At 65.3% G+C, this 17,801-nt stretch carries 13 protein-coding genes and 1 pseudogene; 4 read left to right on the forward strand and 10 right to left on the reverse strand.

What is annotated here, in order from left to right:
• Positions 1-183 precede the first annotated feature (183 nt).
• The 4 genes and pseudogenes from RG19_RS08300 to RG19_RS08315 all read left to right on the forward strand — a co-directional run.
• A pseudogene (locus tag RG19_RS08300) lies at positions 184-2,085 on the forward strand (heme lyase CcmF/NrfE family subunit); the annotation flags it as partial.
• Positions 2,086-2,369: 284 nt separating this feature from the next.
• Entirely contained in the window at positions 2,370-2,909 is a 540-nt protein-coding gene (locus tag RG19_RS08305; protein WP_058834863.1) for a DsbE family thiol:disulfide interchange protein, read from the forward strand.
• Complete coding sequence (locus RG19_RS08310; protein WP_058834864.1) at positions 2,906-3,373, forward strand: cytochrome c-type biogenesis protein; 468 nt, start codon at positions 2,906-2,908, stop codon at positions 3,371-3,373. The genes RG19_RS08305 and RG19_RS08310 overlap by 4 nt, the downstream gene beginning before the upstream one ends.
• Positions 3,373-4,392, forward strand: coding sequence for a tetratricopeptide repeat protein (locus tag RG19_RS08315; RefSeq protein ID WP_238376607.1), 1,020 nt, complete (start codon positions 3,373-3,375; stop codon positions 4,390-4,392). The genes RG19_RS08310 and RG19_RS08315 overlap by 1 nt, the downstream gene beginning before the upstream one ends.
• A 194-nt stretch (positions 4,393-4,586) precedes the next feature.
• Here the strand turns inward: RG19_RS08315 and RG19_RS08320 are convergent, their stop codons facing one another.
• From RG19_RS08320 to tssH, 10 genes are all read right to left on the reverse strand, one after another.
• Entirely contained in the window at positions 4,587-5,246 is a 660-nt protein-coding gene (locus RG19_RS08320) for a DUF6708 domain-containing protein (RefSeq protein ID WP_162267062.1), read from the reverse strand.
• The gene (locus tag RG19_RS17575; RefSeq protein ID WP_157515207.1) at positions 5,128-5,631 is read right to left on the reverse strand and encodes a hypothetical protein; all 504 of its coding nucleotides are present in this window, start codon (positions 5,629-5,631) and stop codon (positions 5,128-5,130) included. The genes RG19_RS08320 and RG19_RS17575 overlap by 119 nt, the downstream gene beginning before the upstream one ends.
• 3 nt (positions 5,632-5,634) lie before the next feature.
• A complete protein-coding gene (locus RG19_RS08325) occupies positions 5,635-5,919 on the reverse strand; it encodes a hypothetical protein (RefSeq protein WP_157515208.1) in 285 nt (94 codons plus the stop codon).
• Entirely contained in the window at positions 5,895-6,914 is a 1,020-nt protein-coding gene (locus RG19_RS08330) for a DUF6708 domain-containing protein (protein ID WP_058834868.1), read from the reverse strand. Before RG19_RS08330 ends, RG19_RS08325 begins: the two co-directional genes overlap by 25 nt.
• 66 nt (positions 6,915-6,980) lie before the next feature.
• Positions 6,981-8,012 (reverse strand): DUF6708 domain-containing protein, encoded by a 1,032-nt coding sequence (locus RG19_RS08335; protein WP_058834869.1) that lies wholly within the window; start codon positions 8,010-8,012, stop codon positions 6,981-6,983.
• A gap of 3 nt (positions 8,013-8,015) precedes the next feature.
• On the reverse strand, positions 8,016-10,853 hold the full coding sequence (locus RG19_RS08340) for a T6SS effector BTH_I2691 family protein (protein ID WP_058834870.1): 2,838 nt from the start codon (positions 10,851-10,853) through the stop codon (positions 8,016-8,018).
• Positions 10,850-11,725: a DUF4123 domain-containing protein gene (locus tag RG19_RS17225; RefSeq protein ID WP_082672563.1), complete on the reverse strand. Its 876-nt coding sequence runs from the start codon at positions 11,723-11,725 to the stop codon at positions 10,850-10,852. Before RG19_RS17225 ends, RG19_RS08340 begins: the two co-directional genes overlap by 4 nt.
• 1 nt (position 11,726) lies before the next feature.
• Positions 11,727-14,564 (reverse strand): type VI secretion system Vgr family protein, encoded by a 2,838-nt coding sequence (locus tag RG19_RS08350; protein WP_058834872.1) that lies wholly within the window; start codon positions 14,562-14,564, stop codon positions 11,727-11,729.
• A gap of 55 nt (positions 14,565-14,619) precedes the next feature.
• On the reverse strand, positions 14,620-14,967 hold the full coding sequence (locus RG19_RS08355) for a hypothetical protein (RefSeq protein WP_058834873.1): 348 nt from the start codon (positions 14,965-14,967) through the stop codon (positions 14,620-14,622).
• 41 nt (positions 14,968-15,008) lie between these two features.
• Positions 15,009-17,783 (reverse strand): type VI secretion system ATPase TssH, encoded by a 2,775-nt coding sequence (gene tssH / locus RG19_RS08360; RefSeq protein ID WP_058834874.1) that lies wholly within the window; start codon positions 17,781-17,783, stop codon positions 15,009-15,011.
• Positions 17,784-17,801: the final 18 nt, after the last annotated feature.

Here is a 17,801-nt window from a genome sequence, read left to right on the forward strand (position 1 = left end):
TGGCGCACGCATTGGCGCCCGTTCCCGGCGACCGGATCCCGCCTCGCCGTCCATACCGAACACGGTCGGTGCGGCGCATCGGCCACGCGGCGCGCGGCACCGGAACGGCCGCCTGCACGCAAGCGATGCCCGCACGGTCTAACCACGCGCAGCACGTGAGCGCGAGGCGCACGGAGGCCCGGCATGCTGCCTGAGTTCGGCCAGATCGTGCTGCTGCTCGCGCTGCTGGCGTCGGTGGTGCAGACCGCCTTGCCGCTGTTCGGCGCTCAGCGCGGCATCCCTGCATGGATGGACACCGCGCGCCCGGCCGCCTACGCGCAGCTGGCCCTGGTGTTCGTCGCCTGGCTGCTGCTGACCTGGGCGTTCGTGTCGCAGGATTTCTCGGTCCGCTACGTGGCCGAGAACTCGAACTCGCTGCTGCCGATGATCTACCGGATCACCGCGGTCTGGGGCAACCACGAGGGCTCGCTGCTGTTCTGGGTGCTGATCATCGCGCTGTGGAACGGTGCGGTGGCGCGCTGGTCGCGCAGCCTGCCGCCAGAGGTCATCGCCCGCGTGCTGGCGGTGATGGGCGCGGTGTCGCTGGGGTTCCTGGCATTCCTGATCTTCACCAGCAACCCCTTCGAACGCCTGCTGCCGGCCGCGCTGGAAGGCCGCGACCTCAATCCGCTGTTGCAGGACCCGGGGATGATCGTCCACCCGCCGATGCTGTACGTCGGCTACGCGGGCTTCGTGGTGCCGTTCGCGTTCGCGATCGCAGCGTTGCTCGACGGCAAGGTCGACGCGCGCTGGCTGCGCTGGACCCGACCCTGGACCAACGTCGCCTGGGCGTTCCTGACCGCCGGCATCGCGCTGGGCAGCTGGTGGGCCTATTACGAGCTCGGCTGGGGCGGCTGGTGGTTCTGGGATCCGGTGGAGAACGCCAGCTTCATGCCGTGGCTGGCGGGCGCGGCGCTGATCCACTCGCAGGCGGTCACCGAAAAACGCGGCAGTTTCCGCGGCTGGACCCTGCTGCTGGCGATCGCCACGTTCTCGCTGTCGCTGCTGGGCGCGTTCCTGGTGCGCTCGGGCGTGCTGACCAGCGTGCACAGTTTCGCCGCGGATCCGTCGCGCGGGCTGTTCATCCTGGTGTTCCTGGGCATCGTGGTCGGCGGCTCGCTGCTGCTGTATGCGTTGCGCGCACCCGACGTGCGCGACGGCAAGCCGTTCGCCGGCACCTCGCGCGAAACGCTGCTGCTGCTCAACAACCTGCTGCTGGTCGCGGCTTGCGCCATGGTGCTGCTGGGGACGCTGTACCCGTTGCTGGCCGACGCGCTGGACATGGGCAAGATCTCCGTCGGCCCACCCTACTTCGGCCTGCTGTTCCTGCTGCTGATGGCGCCGCTGGTACTGCTGCTGCCGTTCGGCCCGCTGGTGCGCTGGCAGCGCGACGAATCGCGACGGGTCACGCGCGTGCTGATGCCGTGGGCGGTGTTGGCGTTGCTGACCGGCGCGGTCGGCTTCTTCCTCGCCCCGCAGGGCCCTTGGAAAGTCGCGATGGGCCTGACCGGCGCGCTGTGGGTCGGTGCAGGCACCGCATATTTCGTGTGGACGCGCGTGCGCGGCCGTGGACGGTTCACCCCGGAGATGGTCGGCATGTTGCTGGGACACTTCGGCGTGGCCGTGTTCCTGGTCGGCGCATTGCTGGTGGAAGCGATGAACGTGCAGCGCGAGGTCGCGCTGCGTCCGGGGCAGACGCTCGAGATCGGCAAGCACGCCTTCCGCTTCGAGGGTGTCGAACGTACGCAGGGCCCAAATTACGTCTCCGACTACGGCAGCGTGACCTATCTACGCCAAGGCGGCGACGTGACCCTGCTGCATCCCGAGAAACGCCACTACGCCAGCGGCGGCCAGGTGATGACCGAGGCCGCGATCCGTCCCGGCGTGCTCGGCGATGTCTACGTGGCACTGGGCGAGCCGCTCGGTGACGATGCCTGGGCGGTGCGCGCGCATGTGAAACCGTTCGTCCGCTGGATCTGGGCCGGTGCTGCTTTGATGGCGCTCGGCGGCCTGGTGACCGCAGTGGACCGGCGCTTCCGGCCGGCAGCGCGCTCGCCTCGCGACAAGACGGGTGGTCCCGATGGCCGCGGCCGGCACGACGGCGATGCCCCTGCTCCGGCGATGCCGGGGAGTGGGCGCCTGGATTCTGGTTCCAGCGCGGGTGCGGGTTCGACCGATGAGGTGGGCGCCGCCTCGACCGGCGCCCCGGCGGCACGTTCTTCGACAGGCGGCCGTGGTACCGATTCGATGGCCGCCGGTGATGCGAGCGACGCCGCCACCGCGCGGGCCGACGCGCGGTCCGTGGCCGACCCCGGCCGGGAACCCGCGCCATGAAGTTGCAACGCTGGCTGCCCCTGATCGTCTTCGGCGTCATCGCCGCCCTCCTCGCCGCGGGCGTGTGGATGAGCCGCGATCCCGACCGCGATGCCCTGCCCTCGCAGCTGATCGGCAAACCCGCTCCCGCATTCCGCCTGCCGGTGCTGCACGAGGCCGGCCGACTGGTCACCGACCAGGATCTGCGCGGCGCGCCGTACGTGCTCAACGTCTGGGGCAGCTGGTGTCCCGGCTGCCGCGAGGAACACGGCGTGCTGACCCGCTTCGCCGAAACCCGGCGTGTGCGCGTGATCGGTTTCAACTGGAAGGACGAGCGTGCCGACGCGCTGCGCTGGCTGGAACAGTTCGGCAATCCCTACTGGACGGTGCTGGTGGACTACGACGGCCACGCGGCCATCGACTGGGGCATCTACGGCGCACCGGAGACCTTCCTGGTCGATGCCGAAGGCGTGGTGCGCTGGAAGCACGTCGGCCCGATGACCGATGCCATCGTGCGCGACCGCCTGGTGCCTGCGCTGGAGGCGATCGACGGATGAACGGCCTGTCGCGCACCGGCATTTCACTGCTGGCGCCGCTGGCGCTCGTGCTCGCGCTGCTGGCGCCCGGCCGTGCGCCGGCGCAACCGGCCCAGGATGCCGCGCCGCTGGTCTTCGCCGATGCTGCCGAAGAAACCCGCTTCCGCCGTCTGGTGGCCGAACTGCGCTGCGTGATGTGCCAGAACCAGTCGCTGTCGGATTCCAACGCGCAGATCGCCCACGACCTGCGCCGCGAAGTGCTCATGCTCATGCGTCGCGACATGAGCGATGCCGAGGTCCGCCAGTACCTGGTCGACCGCTACGGCGAGTTCGTGCTTTACCGGCCACGCGTAGAACCGGCCACCTGGCTGCTCTGGTTCGGCCCGCTGCTGCTGGTGCTCGGCGGCGGCGCGACGGTGGTGTGGATCGTGCGTCGCCGCAGCGGCGACCGCCCCGTACCGCACGACGACACCCAGGAGTGGTGATGACGCTGTTCGTTGTGATCTCCCTGCTGCTGGCCGCGATCACCGGTGCCGTCCTGGCCTGGCCGCTGCGCCGCACGCGCGCAGTGTTCATCGCCTTCATCGTCGCGGTGCCGGTCCTGGCGCTGGGCCTCTACACCTTGATCGGCGTCCCTGCCGCACTCGACCCCGGCCAGCGCCGCGCGCCCGGCACGCTCGACGAGGCCATCGCGCAACTGCAGGCCGACCTGCAACGCGACCCGCGCCAGATCGAAGGCTGGCGCCTGCTCGGCCGCGCACTGCAGGAACAGGGGCGCTTCGACGCCTCCCGCGACGCCTTCGGCCAGGCCGCCCGGCTGGACCCGGAGAACCTCGGCGTGCAGGTCGAATACGCCGAATCCCGTTCCCGCGCCCACCCCGAGCGCCGCTTCGACGACGAGGCCATCTCCGTGCTCGAACAGGTGCTGGCGTACGACCCCGGTCAGGAACGCGCCCGCCTGTTCCTCGGCATCGCGTACCGGCAGGCCGGCCGCGACGCCGACGCCGCCAGCACCTGGGAATCGCTGCTACCCGACCTCGGCCCACAGGCCGCCGCGGGCCTGCGCGCACAGATCGACGACGCCCGCCTCGCCGCCGGTCTCGACCCGCTGCCGGCCGTCGCCGACGCACCCGCACAGGACGCAGCGGACGCCGGCCACACCGTGCGCGTCCGGGTCACCGTGGACCCCGACTACGCCGCCCGCATCCACCTCGACCCCGAGTCCGTGCTCTTCGTCCTCGCCCGCGTGCCCGGCGGCCCGCCGATGCCCGTCGCCGTCCAGCGCCGCCGCGTGGCCGACCTGCCGTTCGAACTCACCCTGAGCGACGCCGACAGCCCGATGCCCACGCAGACGCTCTCTGCGCTGGAGGATGTCGAGATCGTCGCCCGGGTCTCGGCGTCCGGCACGGCCACGCCGTCCGACGGCGATCTCAATTCGCGGCCTGTCCGCGTGCGCCTGCCGGCCGAAGGCGTGGTCGAACTGGTGATCGGCGCCGCGCCGTAGCGAACACTAAGACGGCCGAAGCATCCCTTCTTCCGCAGGATGGAGAAGGTCAGGTGCCAGAAAGATCTACTCATCCGGTGTCTGGGCGGCGGGGGAGCTTACGGCCTCACCGCATGCCTCGTTGAAGGCGTACAGATACCCCGAGGCACAGCAGGTGGGTGCTATAGCGGAAACTGGTGATATCGACTAGGCAACTACATCAAAACCGAGAGGAGCCACCAGAGCCCGGCCACCACGGCAGCAAGCCCTACAACGAAGCAGATCATGGGCCAGCCCAGCTCGTAGAAATCGTACTTGCCATTGCTGCGCCAATCCTTCCGGTGGGGATCGTCCGGGTCCACCTGACAGGCGGCATCCACCTCTGCAGGCCAGACCGGCACCTTGCTGGTGGACATCGCCAGCCAGCGGCCCAAGATCGTCAAGGCTGCAATGGGAGACCCGATCAACTGCGCAACCGGTTGGTTGGCCGCCATTGCGAACGTGCGCACGATCCCGAACGCCAGCCCTTCACGCCGGCCATCAACAGGCAAACGAAGTGTCACTGCCTCCTCACGATCGCACTGCTCCACACCGTCCGGTTCTTGCATGTAACGGCGGATGTATTCCCAAAACTGCAAGAGCTTTTCTTTGTCACGAAATTCGTAATAGACCAAAGTGAATGTATCTATCACCGTTTTTCCGTCACCGGCCAAAACATGCGCACGCACATCAACACTCTTTCCAAACAGGGGCAGATTATTCTCGCGCATACAGAGAAACAACGCGTCCCACGGAACGGTCAAAACCGTGTCGCCCGGCCGGGTAACATGCACCTGCCTGGTTTTTCGGTTGAGACGGATCGGGTAATGGGTCATGCGAAAAATATCGAATCGCATGCCTCTGTAACCAGCCCAAATAAAGAACAAAAGCACACTTCCCGTCAAAATAAAAAAAAACCCATCCGCCCAAATCGTTGTCGTTAATGGCCAGCCACAAAAATGCCACGAATGGAATCAAACCAAGAAGTAAGATCATCGCGCCTTGCCAAGCTGCAAATCCCCTTACCGGATACCATCGGTCCACTAGTTCAAGATAGGTGCTGTTGAGCTTGATGACTGACAATCCATCCATTGGCTCGGTACTGGCTTGCCTGTCCAGCTTCAACCGATTGGCCCGCTCCTGATCGGTCAGGGCACGGTTTATCTTGTAGTCACGTTGGTAGTTGTGCTTACCGTCCTTGCCGAATCCCGTGAGATCCATTGCCTAACCCGCCTGCGGTATCGGGGTGGGAACTGCCTCATCTTCGGTTTCATCGTCGCCAGCTTTCATGCCGAGCGCCCGCATCGCCACCTCGAACTGTTCCATCTCCACCTCAAACTCCTGATAGCGATCACCTTCATCAAGTGCCCCGAACAAACATCGTTCCATCCACTCTTGCAACTCGTTCGTCTTGAGGAACTCAATCAACAGATCGATTGCGATGCCGACAATCACCGGTACGATACCGATACTCGTGGCTACCGCTACAAAAGCGACGAGAGCAACCACCAGATGCCGCCCACGACCACCGCCAGCCCGATCACGAAGCAAACTGCAGGCCACCACAGCTCGTAGAAATCGTACTGGCCGTTGCTGCGCCAATTCTTCTGGTAGGGGTCGTCGGCATCTATCTGACATGCCGCTTCCACTTCCGCAGGCCAGACCGGCACCTTGCTGGTATACATAGAAAACCAGCGACCCATCACCGTCAGGGCCGCGATGGGCGATGCGATCAATTGGATCGCCAGTTGGTTGGCCGCCATCGCAAAGGTGCGTACGATGCCGAAGGCCAGCCCTTCACGGCGGCCGTCCACCGGCAAGCACAGACTGACCTCTTGATGGCATTGCTCCACACCATCCGGCTCTTCCATGTAGCGACGGATGTACTCCCATAGCTGCATGAGTTCGTCCCTGCCGCTGAACTCGTGGTAGGCAAGGGTGAAGGTATCCTTCACCGTTTCACCATCCTCGTCCAGAATATGCGCACGCACATCCTGGCTCGACTGCCACATGGTCAACTCGTTCTTCACCGCACACAGGAACAGCCGATCCCACGGCGCCTGCAAGACCGTCCCATCTGGCCGAAAAGCATAAACCTTCCGGGTCTTGCGGTTGAGGCGAATTGGGTAATGCGTCTGGCGAAAGGCTTCAGTGTGCACCATGGAAAGCGCCGCCCAGCCAAAGAGGCCGAAAACTGGCGCAACAAAAGCCAGGGTCATCCATCCCGCAAACTCATTCCGCTCAAACGCGATAAGCGCAAGTGCTGCAACAAACCCCATACACGGAATAGCGATCATCGCACCCATCCATGTCCACCACCCCTTGACCGGATACCAACGATCCACCAACTCAAGGTAAGTGCTGTTGAGCTTGATGACCGACAACCAGTCCTGCGGTTCGGAACTTGCCTGCTTGTCCGACCTCAACTGGCTTGCCCGCTCCTCATCGGTCAACGGCCGGTTGAGCTTGTAGCGAATGAATCTGCCGAGTCCGGTGTAATCCATCGGTCACCTGCTGCGGAACCAACGTCGGATTCGACGCATTCTCGGATTCGTGCTCTCGGAAAAAAATCACATCACAACCGAGAACAACCACCAAAGACCGGCCACCACGGCGGCAAGCCCGACCACGAAGCATATCGCCGGCCAGCCCAGTTCATGGAAACCGTACTCGCCGTTGCTGCGCCAATCCTTCCGGTAGGGGTCGTCCGGGTCGACCTGACAGGCGGCCTCCACCTCCGCCGGCCAGGCCGGCACCTTGCTGGTGGACATCGCTAGCCAGCGGCCCAGGATCGTCAAGGCTGCAATGGGAGACCCGATCAACTGCGCAACCGGTTGGTTGGCCGCCATTGCGAACGTGCGCACGATCCCGAACGCCAGCCCTTCACGCCGGCCATCAACAGGCAAACGAAGTGTCACCGCTTCCTCACGATCGCATTGCTCCACACCATCGGGCTCTTGCATATAGCGGCGGATGTATTCCCAAAGCTGCATGAGCTTCTCTTTGTCACGAAACTCGTAATAGGCCAAAGTGAATGTGTCTATCACCGTTTCGCCATCATTGGCCAACACATGCGCGCGCACATCAACGCTCTTTCCGAACAGAGGCAAATCATTCTCACGCACACAGAGAAACAATGCATCCCATGGGATGGTCAGAACCGTGTCGCCCGGCCGGGTGACATGCACCTGCCTGGTTTTTCGGTTGAGACGGATCGGATAATGAGTCATGCGAAAAATATCGAATCGCATCCCCTTGCAGCCAATCCATGAAAAAAAAGCAAAGATTGGCGCCGCCATTGCAAAGGAAATCCAACCAGAAGAGTTTTTCATATCCAGAGCCAACCAACCGAACGCGACTAGAGATGCAACTCCTAGCAAAAAAATCATCCCACCTTGCCAAGCTGCAAAACCCCTTACCGGGTACCAGCGATCCACCAGTTCCAAATAGGTGCTATTGAGCTTGATGACCGATAATCCATCCATCGGTTCAGTGCTGGCCTGCTTGTCCAGCTTTAACCGGCTGACTCGCTCCTCATCGGTCAGGGGCCGATCGATCTTGTAGTTGTGCTTGCCATCCTTGCCGAATCCCGTGAGGTCCATGGCTTAACCCGCCTGCGGTATCAGGGCAGGATCTGCCTCATCTTCTATTTCATCATTCCCAGCCTTCATGCCGAGCGCCCGCATCGCCATCTCGAACTGTTCCATCTCCACCTCAAACTCCTGATAGCGATCACCTTCATCCAGCGCCCCGAACAAGCATCGCTCCATCCACTCTTGCAGTTCGTTCGTCTTGAGAAACTCAATCAAAAGAGCGATTGCGATGCCGACAATCACCAATACGATGCCGATACCTGTGGCGACCGCGGCCGTCAGGCCAAATATACTGGCACCCCAAGCGGTGAATAGAACTGCCGCTCCAAATCCAGTTCCTGCAGAAACGAGATAGAGCGCCACCATGCCTACGTTACCTTTCCGGGCTTCCCTATAGGCATTGACAGAATCCATTACCGCCATAATCCCGGCCGTCACGATTCCAAGCCCTCTACTGATCCTGCCAGTCCACTCCACCCATGTCCTCCCTGCCCACTTCGCCAACCGCACACTCCCCGCCTTAGCACCATCCACAATCCCATCGTGAAGCAGATTGCCCACGCCGCCCACAATTGCAGCCACCGACGTCCCAAACCGCCAATTGCTCTCTACCCGGCGGTGCTCCATCGTCGCGTCCAGTTTGCCCGCCATCTGCTTGGCATCCACGATCTGCAGGATCAGGCCCACTACCGCCAGCCGCGCATTCGTCCCGAACATCGCCCGGAACCGGGCCAGTCCGTTCTTCGGCCATTCGTCCATCGTCAGCACCGTCAACGCCGCCTGATCCGCGCGTTCCGCCGCGGCGCCCCCGCCAGCGATCTGGCCCAGCGCGAACCGGTCCACCCGGAGCGTCACTTGTCCGGGCGCAAAGCGCCCGCCCGGTCCCCGCGTCTGCGTGACGTGGCGACGTCCACGGGAGCGAATCTGCAACTGCCGCTTAAGCAGGCCGGCGTCGATGTCGCCCAGCGCCTCCGGGTTGACCTGCTTCATCATCTCCACCATCACGTCCAGCGCCTGATCCACCGTGCCTGCGTGCGTGAGCGGCAGGATCGGAGCATGGCTGATCACCCCCAAGGACACCAACAGTCGTCCGGCCGTGTGGTCGATCATGCCGTCGACCACCTTGATCACGGGGCCGCCCAAGGCCACCAGGAGTTGGGCCGCCAGATTCTGGCCCCCATTGTTCACGTGCCCCAGGCTTTCCTGGTAGACGCTGACCAAAGTACCCCACTCGATGGACGGCAGTTCGCTCTTGGGCAGCCCAGCGCTGGGTACCGCCTCGTTCAGTGCGTCGATCACGTCCTGTTGGTTATGCACCAGCGCGCGTTGCAGCAGGTTGCCCGGATCTTCCGTATTGGCCGACAACCACTCGACGTAGTTATCGAAGCAGACCTGGTTCTGCTGCGTATCCTGGATGCACAGCAACAGCGTTTGCACATAACCGGCACCCGAGTCGCCATCTGCCTCGTCATGGTTGCATTCAAAGCATGCCGCAGTTGCCGGGCCGCGCAACCAGGCCTGATGCGCATGCGCCAACGGTACCAGCACCCCCTGGTCGTAGTCTTCCAGCCTGGGTTGGTAAACCGTTTCACGCCACTGCTCCGGCTCGCCGGGCCGCAGCTTGCTTCGATACTTTCTCCAAGCTCTGTCGGCAGCACGCTCCAGGTCGTCTTCACTCAGGCCATCCGCGGCTTCCTGCCGGGCGGCCTCCAGCTTCGCCTCCCATTCGGCTCGATAGCCGGGTTCGGCGCGCAGTCGCTGCTCATGGCGCTTGATGAATTCGTAGCGGCCGTCGCGCCCGCTGATATAGAAGGGATAGTTCCAGGAATGGGCGCGCCAGACTGCCTGGCGTTCTGCATCACGAAGCGCGTCCAGCTCCGCGTTGTTGCGGATGGCCTCTTCCAGCGAGTCCACCAAGGCCGAGATCGCCAAGGGCCTCTGCAATTCGTCTGCTTCGAGAAACTCGTTCAACCTGGCGCCCATCAGGCTGGCAAGCTCCATGGTGATGCCCGTCGGGTCGTCCAACGCCACCAGCATCGCCTTTGCACCAGCCTTCTCCGCGGCGGCTTCCGCCCAGGTGATCAGGCCGTCGGCTTCATGTCTGGCACCATTGAAGCGGTGCGGGGAGAAATCGAACGCCGGATTCGCCCAGACCTCGATCTCCTCCAGATCGATCAATGGAACAACCTCTCCGGTTCTGGGATCAAGCATCGCCCGCGTCGATGTCGGCGGCGAGGCGTCTCCTCCCCGCTGCGTGCCCTCACGAACGAATTCGTTCACTACCTCCTTCAGGCGCGTGAACTCCGCCGTGTGTGGCTGACTTGTGTCGCCGCCCGCCCACTGCCCCACTTCGACCGGCCGCATATGCCGCTCGCGGTATGCGTGCCGGCGATGACGAGCGAGCACCTGCGGCGTCCATGCCGTATCAGAGAATCCCAGCCACAGACGAGTCGCATTGACAGCGTCAGGCACGGTGATACACCGTGCAATGAACTCTTCACCCGTACGGAAACAACTGAATTCGATGTTGTCGGCATCGGGCGGCGTGGTGTCCTCGATGTCGAACTCGTACAAGTAGCCGAGTTCGGTCACCAGATAGGCCTTCCACTCGCCCCGCGCTTCATTGAAGGCATACAGATAGCCAGGGCGTAGCAGGCGGGTGGTGTAGCACGCGCTGTCCGCCGGCAGGGCGATATCGGTCACGCCCGCTCCGAAGCCAGATGGCAAATCAAGCGCCTTCCATCGAGGGTGCGATTCGTCGTAATCGGTACGCGCCACAGCGTAACGGAGCGGCAGAATCGGCAAGCCCGTCTTCTCACAGAAGGGGCACTTGGCAGTCGGTTCGGTCATTGGGGTCTCCTCGCTTCCATTGCGACGGATGGGGTTTCAAGTTCGGCAGCCAGACAACGCAGCCGGGCAGAGTCGAGATCGCGGCAAGCTTCAGAGTAGGAAATAGCACCACTCTGGGCGCGGCTCAGTCTTTCAAGGAGGTCCGGATGGCGATGGACGCCTGGGTAGCGCAGTTCCAAGGTGGCGTACTGGCGACGATCTACTTCGTCCTGCAAGCGGTGCAGCGTCAATGACTCCCCCAGCACGGCATCCGCACGTCTCCAAAGGTCAGCTTGACCGAGCAAGTCCGGTTCGGAGCGCGCCCACGTACTGAGAGAGCGATTGAGCAGACCCAAACGCTTGAGCGTGTCCCACTGCTCCAGGGTTGGTGTCATCCGCATCGAACCCTGAGCGCCCTCGCGCAGGTACTGCTGCCAGCCATGCTGGGGGTCACACCAGCTCCAGTGCGTAATGCCCCCTAGCAATGCAAGACGTTGTTTCTGATTCAACAGCCACAACAGATGCCGGAACACGACCGGATCGTAGTAGCGCAGCAGAGCTTGCTCGCGTGCTGGCGGCGGCCCCCTCAGGACCATCTGTCGACGAAGATGTACCACCAATTCTTTCCATGGGACGGGCGCACGCAGCAAGGCACTGAAGAAGGGCTTGCGGCTGTGGCGCCGGTGAGCGCCATCACGATCAAGCAAGTCGATTCGCTCGTCATGCGGCAACCGAGAAAATTGCAACAGCAACGGGTACAACCCCGCATCCTTGGCTTCTTCGGGGGCCACTGATTCAATCGGTAGGTCCTGCCAGAACTGGGAATCTACCTGCAGCGGATTAATCAACGCGTAGTCGTGTGCCAAAAGGCGTCGATGGTCAAGGTCTTGCATCTCAGCCGCCAACGACAACAGCTTCGCCTGCGGCGTCAGCGCCTCTAGACTTGAACTCGCATGCGCTCAAGTCACCACCACCCAGCGTCGGTGCTTGCCCACTCGCACTCCTCGGCCCCGTGAACTCCCGGCTGCTGCCCTTGAACTCAACCACCCCCGGCGCGCCCAGCTCGATGTTGCCGCCCTCGATCTTCAGGTAGGCGCCCTGCGCGGTCAGCAGCACATGTTTGCTCGGCGCGGCGATCTCCACACCAGATTGCGTGCTGGCTACGGTGATCTTCGTCTTCGCCGCCACCTTGGCTTCGTTCTTGTGCGCCCGCGCACTCGCCTTGCCCTGTGCGGCATGCAGCGCGATGCCGGTTTCCTGGTTAGGCTTGCCGCCCGGCGCGTCGCCGCCCTGGGTGAACAGCGCGATGCCGCCGCCGGCGGCGATCACCGTGCCGGCCTGGCTGGCCCAGTCGAGATCGCCGTTGGCAGTCAGGGTGGTCTGGGTGCCCGACACCCACGCCTGGTCAGCCGGGGTCAGGCTCATCACGCCGTCGGGGCTCGAGCCCAGCAGGTGCGGGGCGCTCCAGCCCGGCACTTCGCCTTCGCCGCCGCCGATGGCGCTGTCGCCCTCGCCGCCCCCTGCGCTGCCCTGCTGGGTCGCCTTCAAGGCGTCCTGCAGTTGGGTGAGGCTGTCCTGGGCCGGCAGTGTGTCGCCGTCGTCGGGCAGGATCGCTTCCTGACTCTTGGCGGTATCGGCCAGGGCCTGCAGCAACTGGGTGCCGGCATCGAGCTGGGCCAGGCCGTCGGTGGCGGTGAGGTGCTGGGCGCCGGACTCGGTGGTCAGCAGCAGGCCCTGCCCGGCGCGGATCGCGCCGCTGGCCTGGGTGGACAGTTCCGCACCGAAGCCGCGTTCGGTCTCGCGCACGTTGTCCTCGCCGCCCTTGATGTGGCCGAGCGTCAGCGTGGTGGCATGCTGGGTGGTACTGGCCTGGGCACGGCCCTGGCCGGGCGTGTCGTCGAGGCGCAGTTGCTGGTAGCCGCCGCTGCCGGTCTGGCTGTCGGCCAGTGCCTGGGATTTGAAGCCGGTGAAGACAGCGGCATGGTCGTTGCCGTCGAACCAGGCTGCGGCGTTGCCGGTGGCGCCGCCACCGCCGCCGGCGATCTGGTTGTGCGCGGCATCGTCCTGGCCACGGCCGTTGTAGAGGCTGCCCACCACCACCGGGCGGTCGATGTCGCCTTCCAGAAACGCCACCAGCACTTCCTGGCCCTTGCGCGGCAGCAGCACGCCGCCCCAGTTGTCGCCGGCCCACGGGGTCGCCACGCGCACCCAGGTCCAGGCGCCGTCGGTGCCGGGCGCGTTGTCGTCTCCGGCCGGATGGGCCTGCCCACCGCTGGCGTCGCCGCCGCGTTGCCAGGCGAACTGCACCTTGATGCGGTCGTCGCGGTCGGTGGTCAGGGGGGCGCCGTCGCTGACGACGATGGCGCTCTGGGTGCCGTAGACGGTGGGCTTCGGGTGCAGGCGCGTGCCGTGGCCGTCGCGAGTGCGAGGGCGGTAGGCGATGTCGGCCGGGAGCGTGTGGAAGTGGTTGCGGTAGAAGTCGGCTTCGCTGTCCGCGCTCGCGGCGGACGAGCTGCCCTCACCCCTGCCCCTCTCCCGCTTGCGGGAGAGGGGTTCCAAGGCATGGGGCGTGGCGGTTGCACTGCCGCCGAGGGATTCGGGGAGGGCGAGGCCCGGCAGGGCGATGGGGCCCAGGGTCTGTTCGAGGGTGTCGAAGATCTCGGCGCCCAGGTTGTTGCGGGCGACGTGATCCACGCGCACGCACAGATGTTCTCCGTCGCCGGCCTGCGGGTGCTGGGTGACGGTGAAGCGGCCACCCGGGGCCAAGCGGCGCCAGCTGCCGCCGCCGGTGCCCATGCGACCGGCGGCCTGCAGGCCTTCGATCTGGCGGCGGGCCAGACGGTCGCCGTGGGCGCTGTCCACCCAGGCATAGGGGCCGGCGGTGTCGATGTCCTCGGCGATCACGTCGCCGGGCACGTCGGCCTCGGCCGAGGCCGGGCGCAGGCCCAGGCTGCGGTAGTCCCAACTGGCGCGCTGGATGCGGCCGGTGTGCAGCCGGCGTGCCGGCGACCACTGCTGCAGGCTGTCGTCGCGTTCGGTCGCGTCGGCGCGGTGGTAACGCACGCTGCCGAGATCGGCCGCGGCGCCGTTGTGATCGGCGATCACCAGCGTGTGCGTACCCAGCGCGTCATCGCCGGCAGCACCGCTGTGCTCGAACCAGTAGAACAGGCCCTCGTCGGCCAGCAACCGCTCGACGAACGCGAAATCATCTTCCTGGTATTGCGTGGTCAGACTGCGCTTCGGGTAGACCGAAGCATCATCCAGGTCCCACCGCCAGGCGGGTGCCAGCGCGCCGGCATCGACGTAGTCGGCGAAGACGTCCTCGACGATCTCCACCACGCTCTTGTCCTGGAACACGTAGCTGTCCACGCGCTGGCGCAGGAACGCCAGCCACGGTTCCACCACCAGCCGATAGCGCGCCAGGCCGCCGTTGCTGCCCAATTGCTCGAATGCGGTGACGTGGCCGTGGAATGGCCGCAGGTCCGTGCTGGAATCCGCGGTGAGGAGCTCCAGCAGCACCGGCCTGCCCAGCAGGGCATCGAGATCCAGGTGCGCGTCCACCGACAGCGCGGCGATCTCGAGCCGGAACCCGCCGCCATCCAGGCGCTCGTGGCCCTGGAGAGCCTCGGCCACGAGCACGTCCGGCCCCAGCGGCGTATGTAGCCGGAGCAGACGCTCGCGCTGCCCGGGGGCGGCCTGCAGCGTGGTCAGAAGGGTGGCGATGACATCCATGGCGATCTCCCGCCGGTGCAAGGCTCCTGCCGCACCGGCGCCGCAGGGGCCGAATTCAGGCGCTGATGCGCTCGATCTTCAGCGAGGGGGTTTCGGTGCAATGCAGGCGGTAGGTGCGGCTGGCGACCGATACCTCGATCTCGCGCACGTTGCTCACCAGGCGTTCGCCGGTCTGCACGCCGGCCTGGTTGCGCACCCGCCATGGCATGCGTGCGATCAGCGCGGCCAGGTCGCGCGCGTCGCCGCGAGCTTCCGTGGCGGCACCGTCGAGCAGGTCGATGACGTGTTCCGGGCGTACGCGGTTCCATGCGCAGATCGCCTTGGCCTGGCGCCCTTCGCGGCCCAGCGCCAGGCTGTCGCAGTTGGCGGCAGCGGCGGTACGGTCGAATCCGTAGAAATCCATCTCGTTCTCCTTAGTCGTCCAGTGGTTCAGGGGAATCCCGATCAGGTCACCTTGTACTTGAAGGCGCCATTGCGCCCCGCGGTGACCTTGATCCGGGTGATGTTACCGCCTTCGGCCATGCTTGCCAGCACGGTCTCGGCGATTTCCGGCAGCAGCGTGCCGTTGAGGATGTGATCGACGTTGCGCGCACCGGAGTCGACTTCGGTGCAGCGGGTGAGCACCGCCTCCACCAGGGCGTCGTCCCATTCGAACGCGGCCTTGTGATTTCCGAGCACGCGATCGCGGATGCGACCGAGCTTGAGCGCGATGATCGAAGCCAGGACGTCATCATTGATCGGGTAGTACGGCACCGCCTTCAGGCGCCCCAGGAAGGCGGGTTTGAAGTGCTTCATCAGCACGGGGCGTAGCGCCTCGGCGAGGGTGTCGGCGTCCGGGATCTCCTCCGGCGGCTTGTTGAGGCAGGCCTGCATGATCTGCGAGGAGCCGACGTTCGAGGTCAGGATGATCAGGGTGTTGCGGAAGTCGATTTCGCGCCCTTCCGCGTCGTCCATCATGCCCTTGTCGAACACCTGGAAGAACATCTCCAGCACGTCCGGATGCGCCTTTTCGACCTCGTCGAGCAGGACCACGCTGTACGGGTTGCGGCGCACGGCTTCGGTCAACACGCCCCCCTCGCCGTAGCCGACGTAGCCGGGCGGCGAACCCTTCAGACCGGAGACGCTGTGCGCTTCCTGGTACTCGCTCATGTTGATGGTGACCAGCTTCTTCTCGCCGCCGTAGAGGATGTCGGCCAGCGCCAACGCGGTCTCGGTCTTGCCGACGCCCGAGGGACCGACGAACATGAACACGCCGCGCGGTTTGTTCGGGTCCTCCAGCTTCGCGGTCGCGGTGCGCACGCGCTGGGCGATGGCATCGAGGGCGTGGTCCTGGCCGATGACGCGCTCGGCCAGCAACGGCTGGAGATTGCGCACGGTGCGGATCTCGTCTTTGACCATGCGGCCCAGCGGGATGCCGGTCCAGGCCGAGACGATCTCGGCGACCACAGTGCCGTCGACCTGCAGCGGCACCATCGGCGCTTCGCCCTGCAGGGTACGCAGCTCGGCGAGCAGGGTGTCGAGCTCGGTCGGCGGCGCGGCGTCGGCCGTCTTCTTGCGAGTGGATTTGCGCTTGGTCGCGACCGCTGAGCCGCCGTCGCTCCCGTCCACCGGTGCGGCCGGCTCATCGGCGACCGGCACCGCACCGGCGGGCGTATCGCCACCCTCGCCCGCTTCCATCTTCGCGCGGAGCGTCTGGATGCGTTCGGCCAGGCCCTGCTCGCGGGTCAGGCGCTCTTCCAACGCGTGCAGGCGCGCGGCGGCGGCGGTACGCGTGTCGCGCAGTTCGCTGGCACGCTCGCCATGATGACGCGCGCCACCGGCGCTCTCGCGATCCAGCGCGGCCAGTTCGGCGTCCAGACGCTCGATTTCGCGACGGGTGTCCTCGATGGCCGCCGGCGTCCCGCTCTGCCCCAACGCGACCTTGGCGCAGGCGGTATCGAGCACGCCCACGGCCTTGTCCGGCAGCTGCCGCCCGCTGATGTAGCGATGCGACAGGCGCACCGCCTCGGTGATGGCTTCGTCGAGCACGCGGATGTTGAAGTGACGCTCCATCAACGGCACGATCCCGCGCAGCATTGCGGCGGCGATCGTCTCGCTGGGCTCTTCCACCTTCACCACCTGGAAGCGGCGGGCCAGTGCGGCGTCCTTCTCGAAGTACTTCTTGTACTCGCCCCAGGTGGTCGCGGCGATGGTGCGCAGTTCGCCGCGCGCGAGCGCAGGCTTGAGCAGGTTGGCGGCATCGTTCTGGCCGGCGGCACCGCCGGCGCCGATCATCGTATGCGCCTCGTCGATGAACAGGATGATCGGGTGCGGGCTCTTCTTGACCTCGTCGATGACGTTCTTCAGACGGTTCTCGAACTCGCCCTTCACGCTGGCGCCGGCCTGCAGCAGGCCCATGTCAAGCACGTGAAGCTCGACGCCCTGCAGCACCGCGGGGACATCGCCCGTGGCGATACGCAACGCCAGCCCCTCGACCACAGCGGTCTTGCCCACGCCGGCCTCGCCGGTGAGGATCGGGTTGTTCTGGCGGCGCCGCAGCAGGATGTCGACCAACTGGCGGATCTCCGCATCGCGGCCGATCACCGGGTCGATGTGACCGTCGCGGGCGCGCTGGGTGAGATTGGTGGTGAACTGGTCCAGCGCCGGCGTCTTCGACAATCCGCCGTCGGCCGTCGGCGCGTCGCCCGGCACCGCGTCTTCGCCCTGTGCCGGTGCCGCACCGGCGAAGCGCACCCCCTCGGTGGCCTCCTGCGAGCCTTCGGTCAGGCCGGCGAAGTTGTGCTTGAGCTCCTCGCGCTTGAAACGCGCGAACTCCTTCGAGCCGCGCAAGGCGAGCTGCGACAGGTCCGGCTCGGTGAGCAGCGCAAGCAGCAGGTGACCGCTGCGGATGCGGGTGGTGCCGGAATCGAGCGAGGCGATCAGCCAGGCATGCTCGAACAGCGCGGGCAGGTGCTGCGAGAACACCGGGGTGCGGGTGTTGCCGTTGCGAAAGCGACCGATCTCGGCTTCGAGGTCGCGCTGCAGCGTCTCCGGCGGGATCCCGCTGCGGCGCGCGATCAGCACGAAGTCGCACTGCGGCTGCTCCAGCAGGGCCAGGAACAGGTGCTCCAGGTCGACCTCGTAGTTGCCGCGCGCCATGCACAGGCTGGCCGCGCGCTCGGCCGCCTGGCGGCATGTAGCGTCGAGCTTTCCGATCAGGGTCTTGAGGTTGATGCTCATCTTCGACTGCGGTCCTTG

The organism is Luteimonas abyssi (genome assembly GCF_001482195.1).
GTDB classification, from domain to species: Bacteria; Pseudomonadota; Gammaproteobacteria; order Xanthomonadales; family Xanthomonadaceae; genus Luteimonas; species Luteimonas abyssi.

Coding starts and splice junctions, on each gene's coding strand:
- RG19_RS08355 (WP_058834873.1), bottom strand. CDS start 14,967: ATGGATTTCTACGGATTCGACCGTACCGCCGCTGCCGCCAACTGCGAC.
- RG19_RS08350 (WP_058834872.1), bottom strand. CDS start 14,564: ATGGATGTCATCGCCACCCTTCTGACCACGCTGCAGGCCGCCCCCGGG.
- RG19_RS08310 (WP_058834864.1), top strand. CDS start 2,906: ATGAACGGCCTGTCGCGCACCGGCATTTCACTGCTGGCGCCGCTGGCG.
- RG19_RS17225 (WP_082672563.1), bottom strand. CDS start 11,725: ATGCAAGACCTTGACCATCGACGCCTTTTGGCACACGACTACGCGTTG.
- RG19_RS08330 (WP_058834868.1), bottom strand. CDS start 6,914: ATGGATTACACCGGACTCGGCAGATTCATTCGCTACAAGCTCAACCGG.
- RG19_RS08315 (WP_238376607.1), top strand. CDS start 3,373: ATGACGCTGTTCGTTGTGATCTCCCTGCTGCTGGCCGCGATCACCGGT.
- tssH (WP_058834874.1), bottom strand. CDS start 17,783: ATGAGCATCAACCTCAAGACCCTGATCGGAAAGCTCGACGCTACATGC.
- RG19_RS08340 (WP_058834870.1), bottom strand. CDS start 10,853: ATGACCGAACCGACTGCCAAGTGCCCCTTCTGTGAGAAGACGGGCTTG.
- RG19_RS17575 (WP_157515207.1), bottom strand. CDS start 5,631: ATGGATCTCACGGGATTCGGCAAGGACGGTAAGCACAACTACCAACGT.
- RG19_RS08335 (WP_058834869.1), bottom strand. CDS start 8,012: ATGGACCTCACGGGATTCGGCAAGGATGGCAAGCACAACTACAAGATC.
- RG19_RS08305 (WP_058834863.1), top strand. CDS start 2,370: ATGAAGTTGCAACGCTGGCTGCCCCTGATCGTCTTCGGCGTCATCGCC.
- RG19_RS08320 (WP_162267062.1), bottom strand. CDS start 5,246: ATGACCCATTACCCGATCCGTCTCAACCGAAAAACCAGGCAGGTGCAT.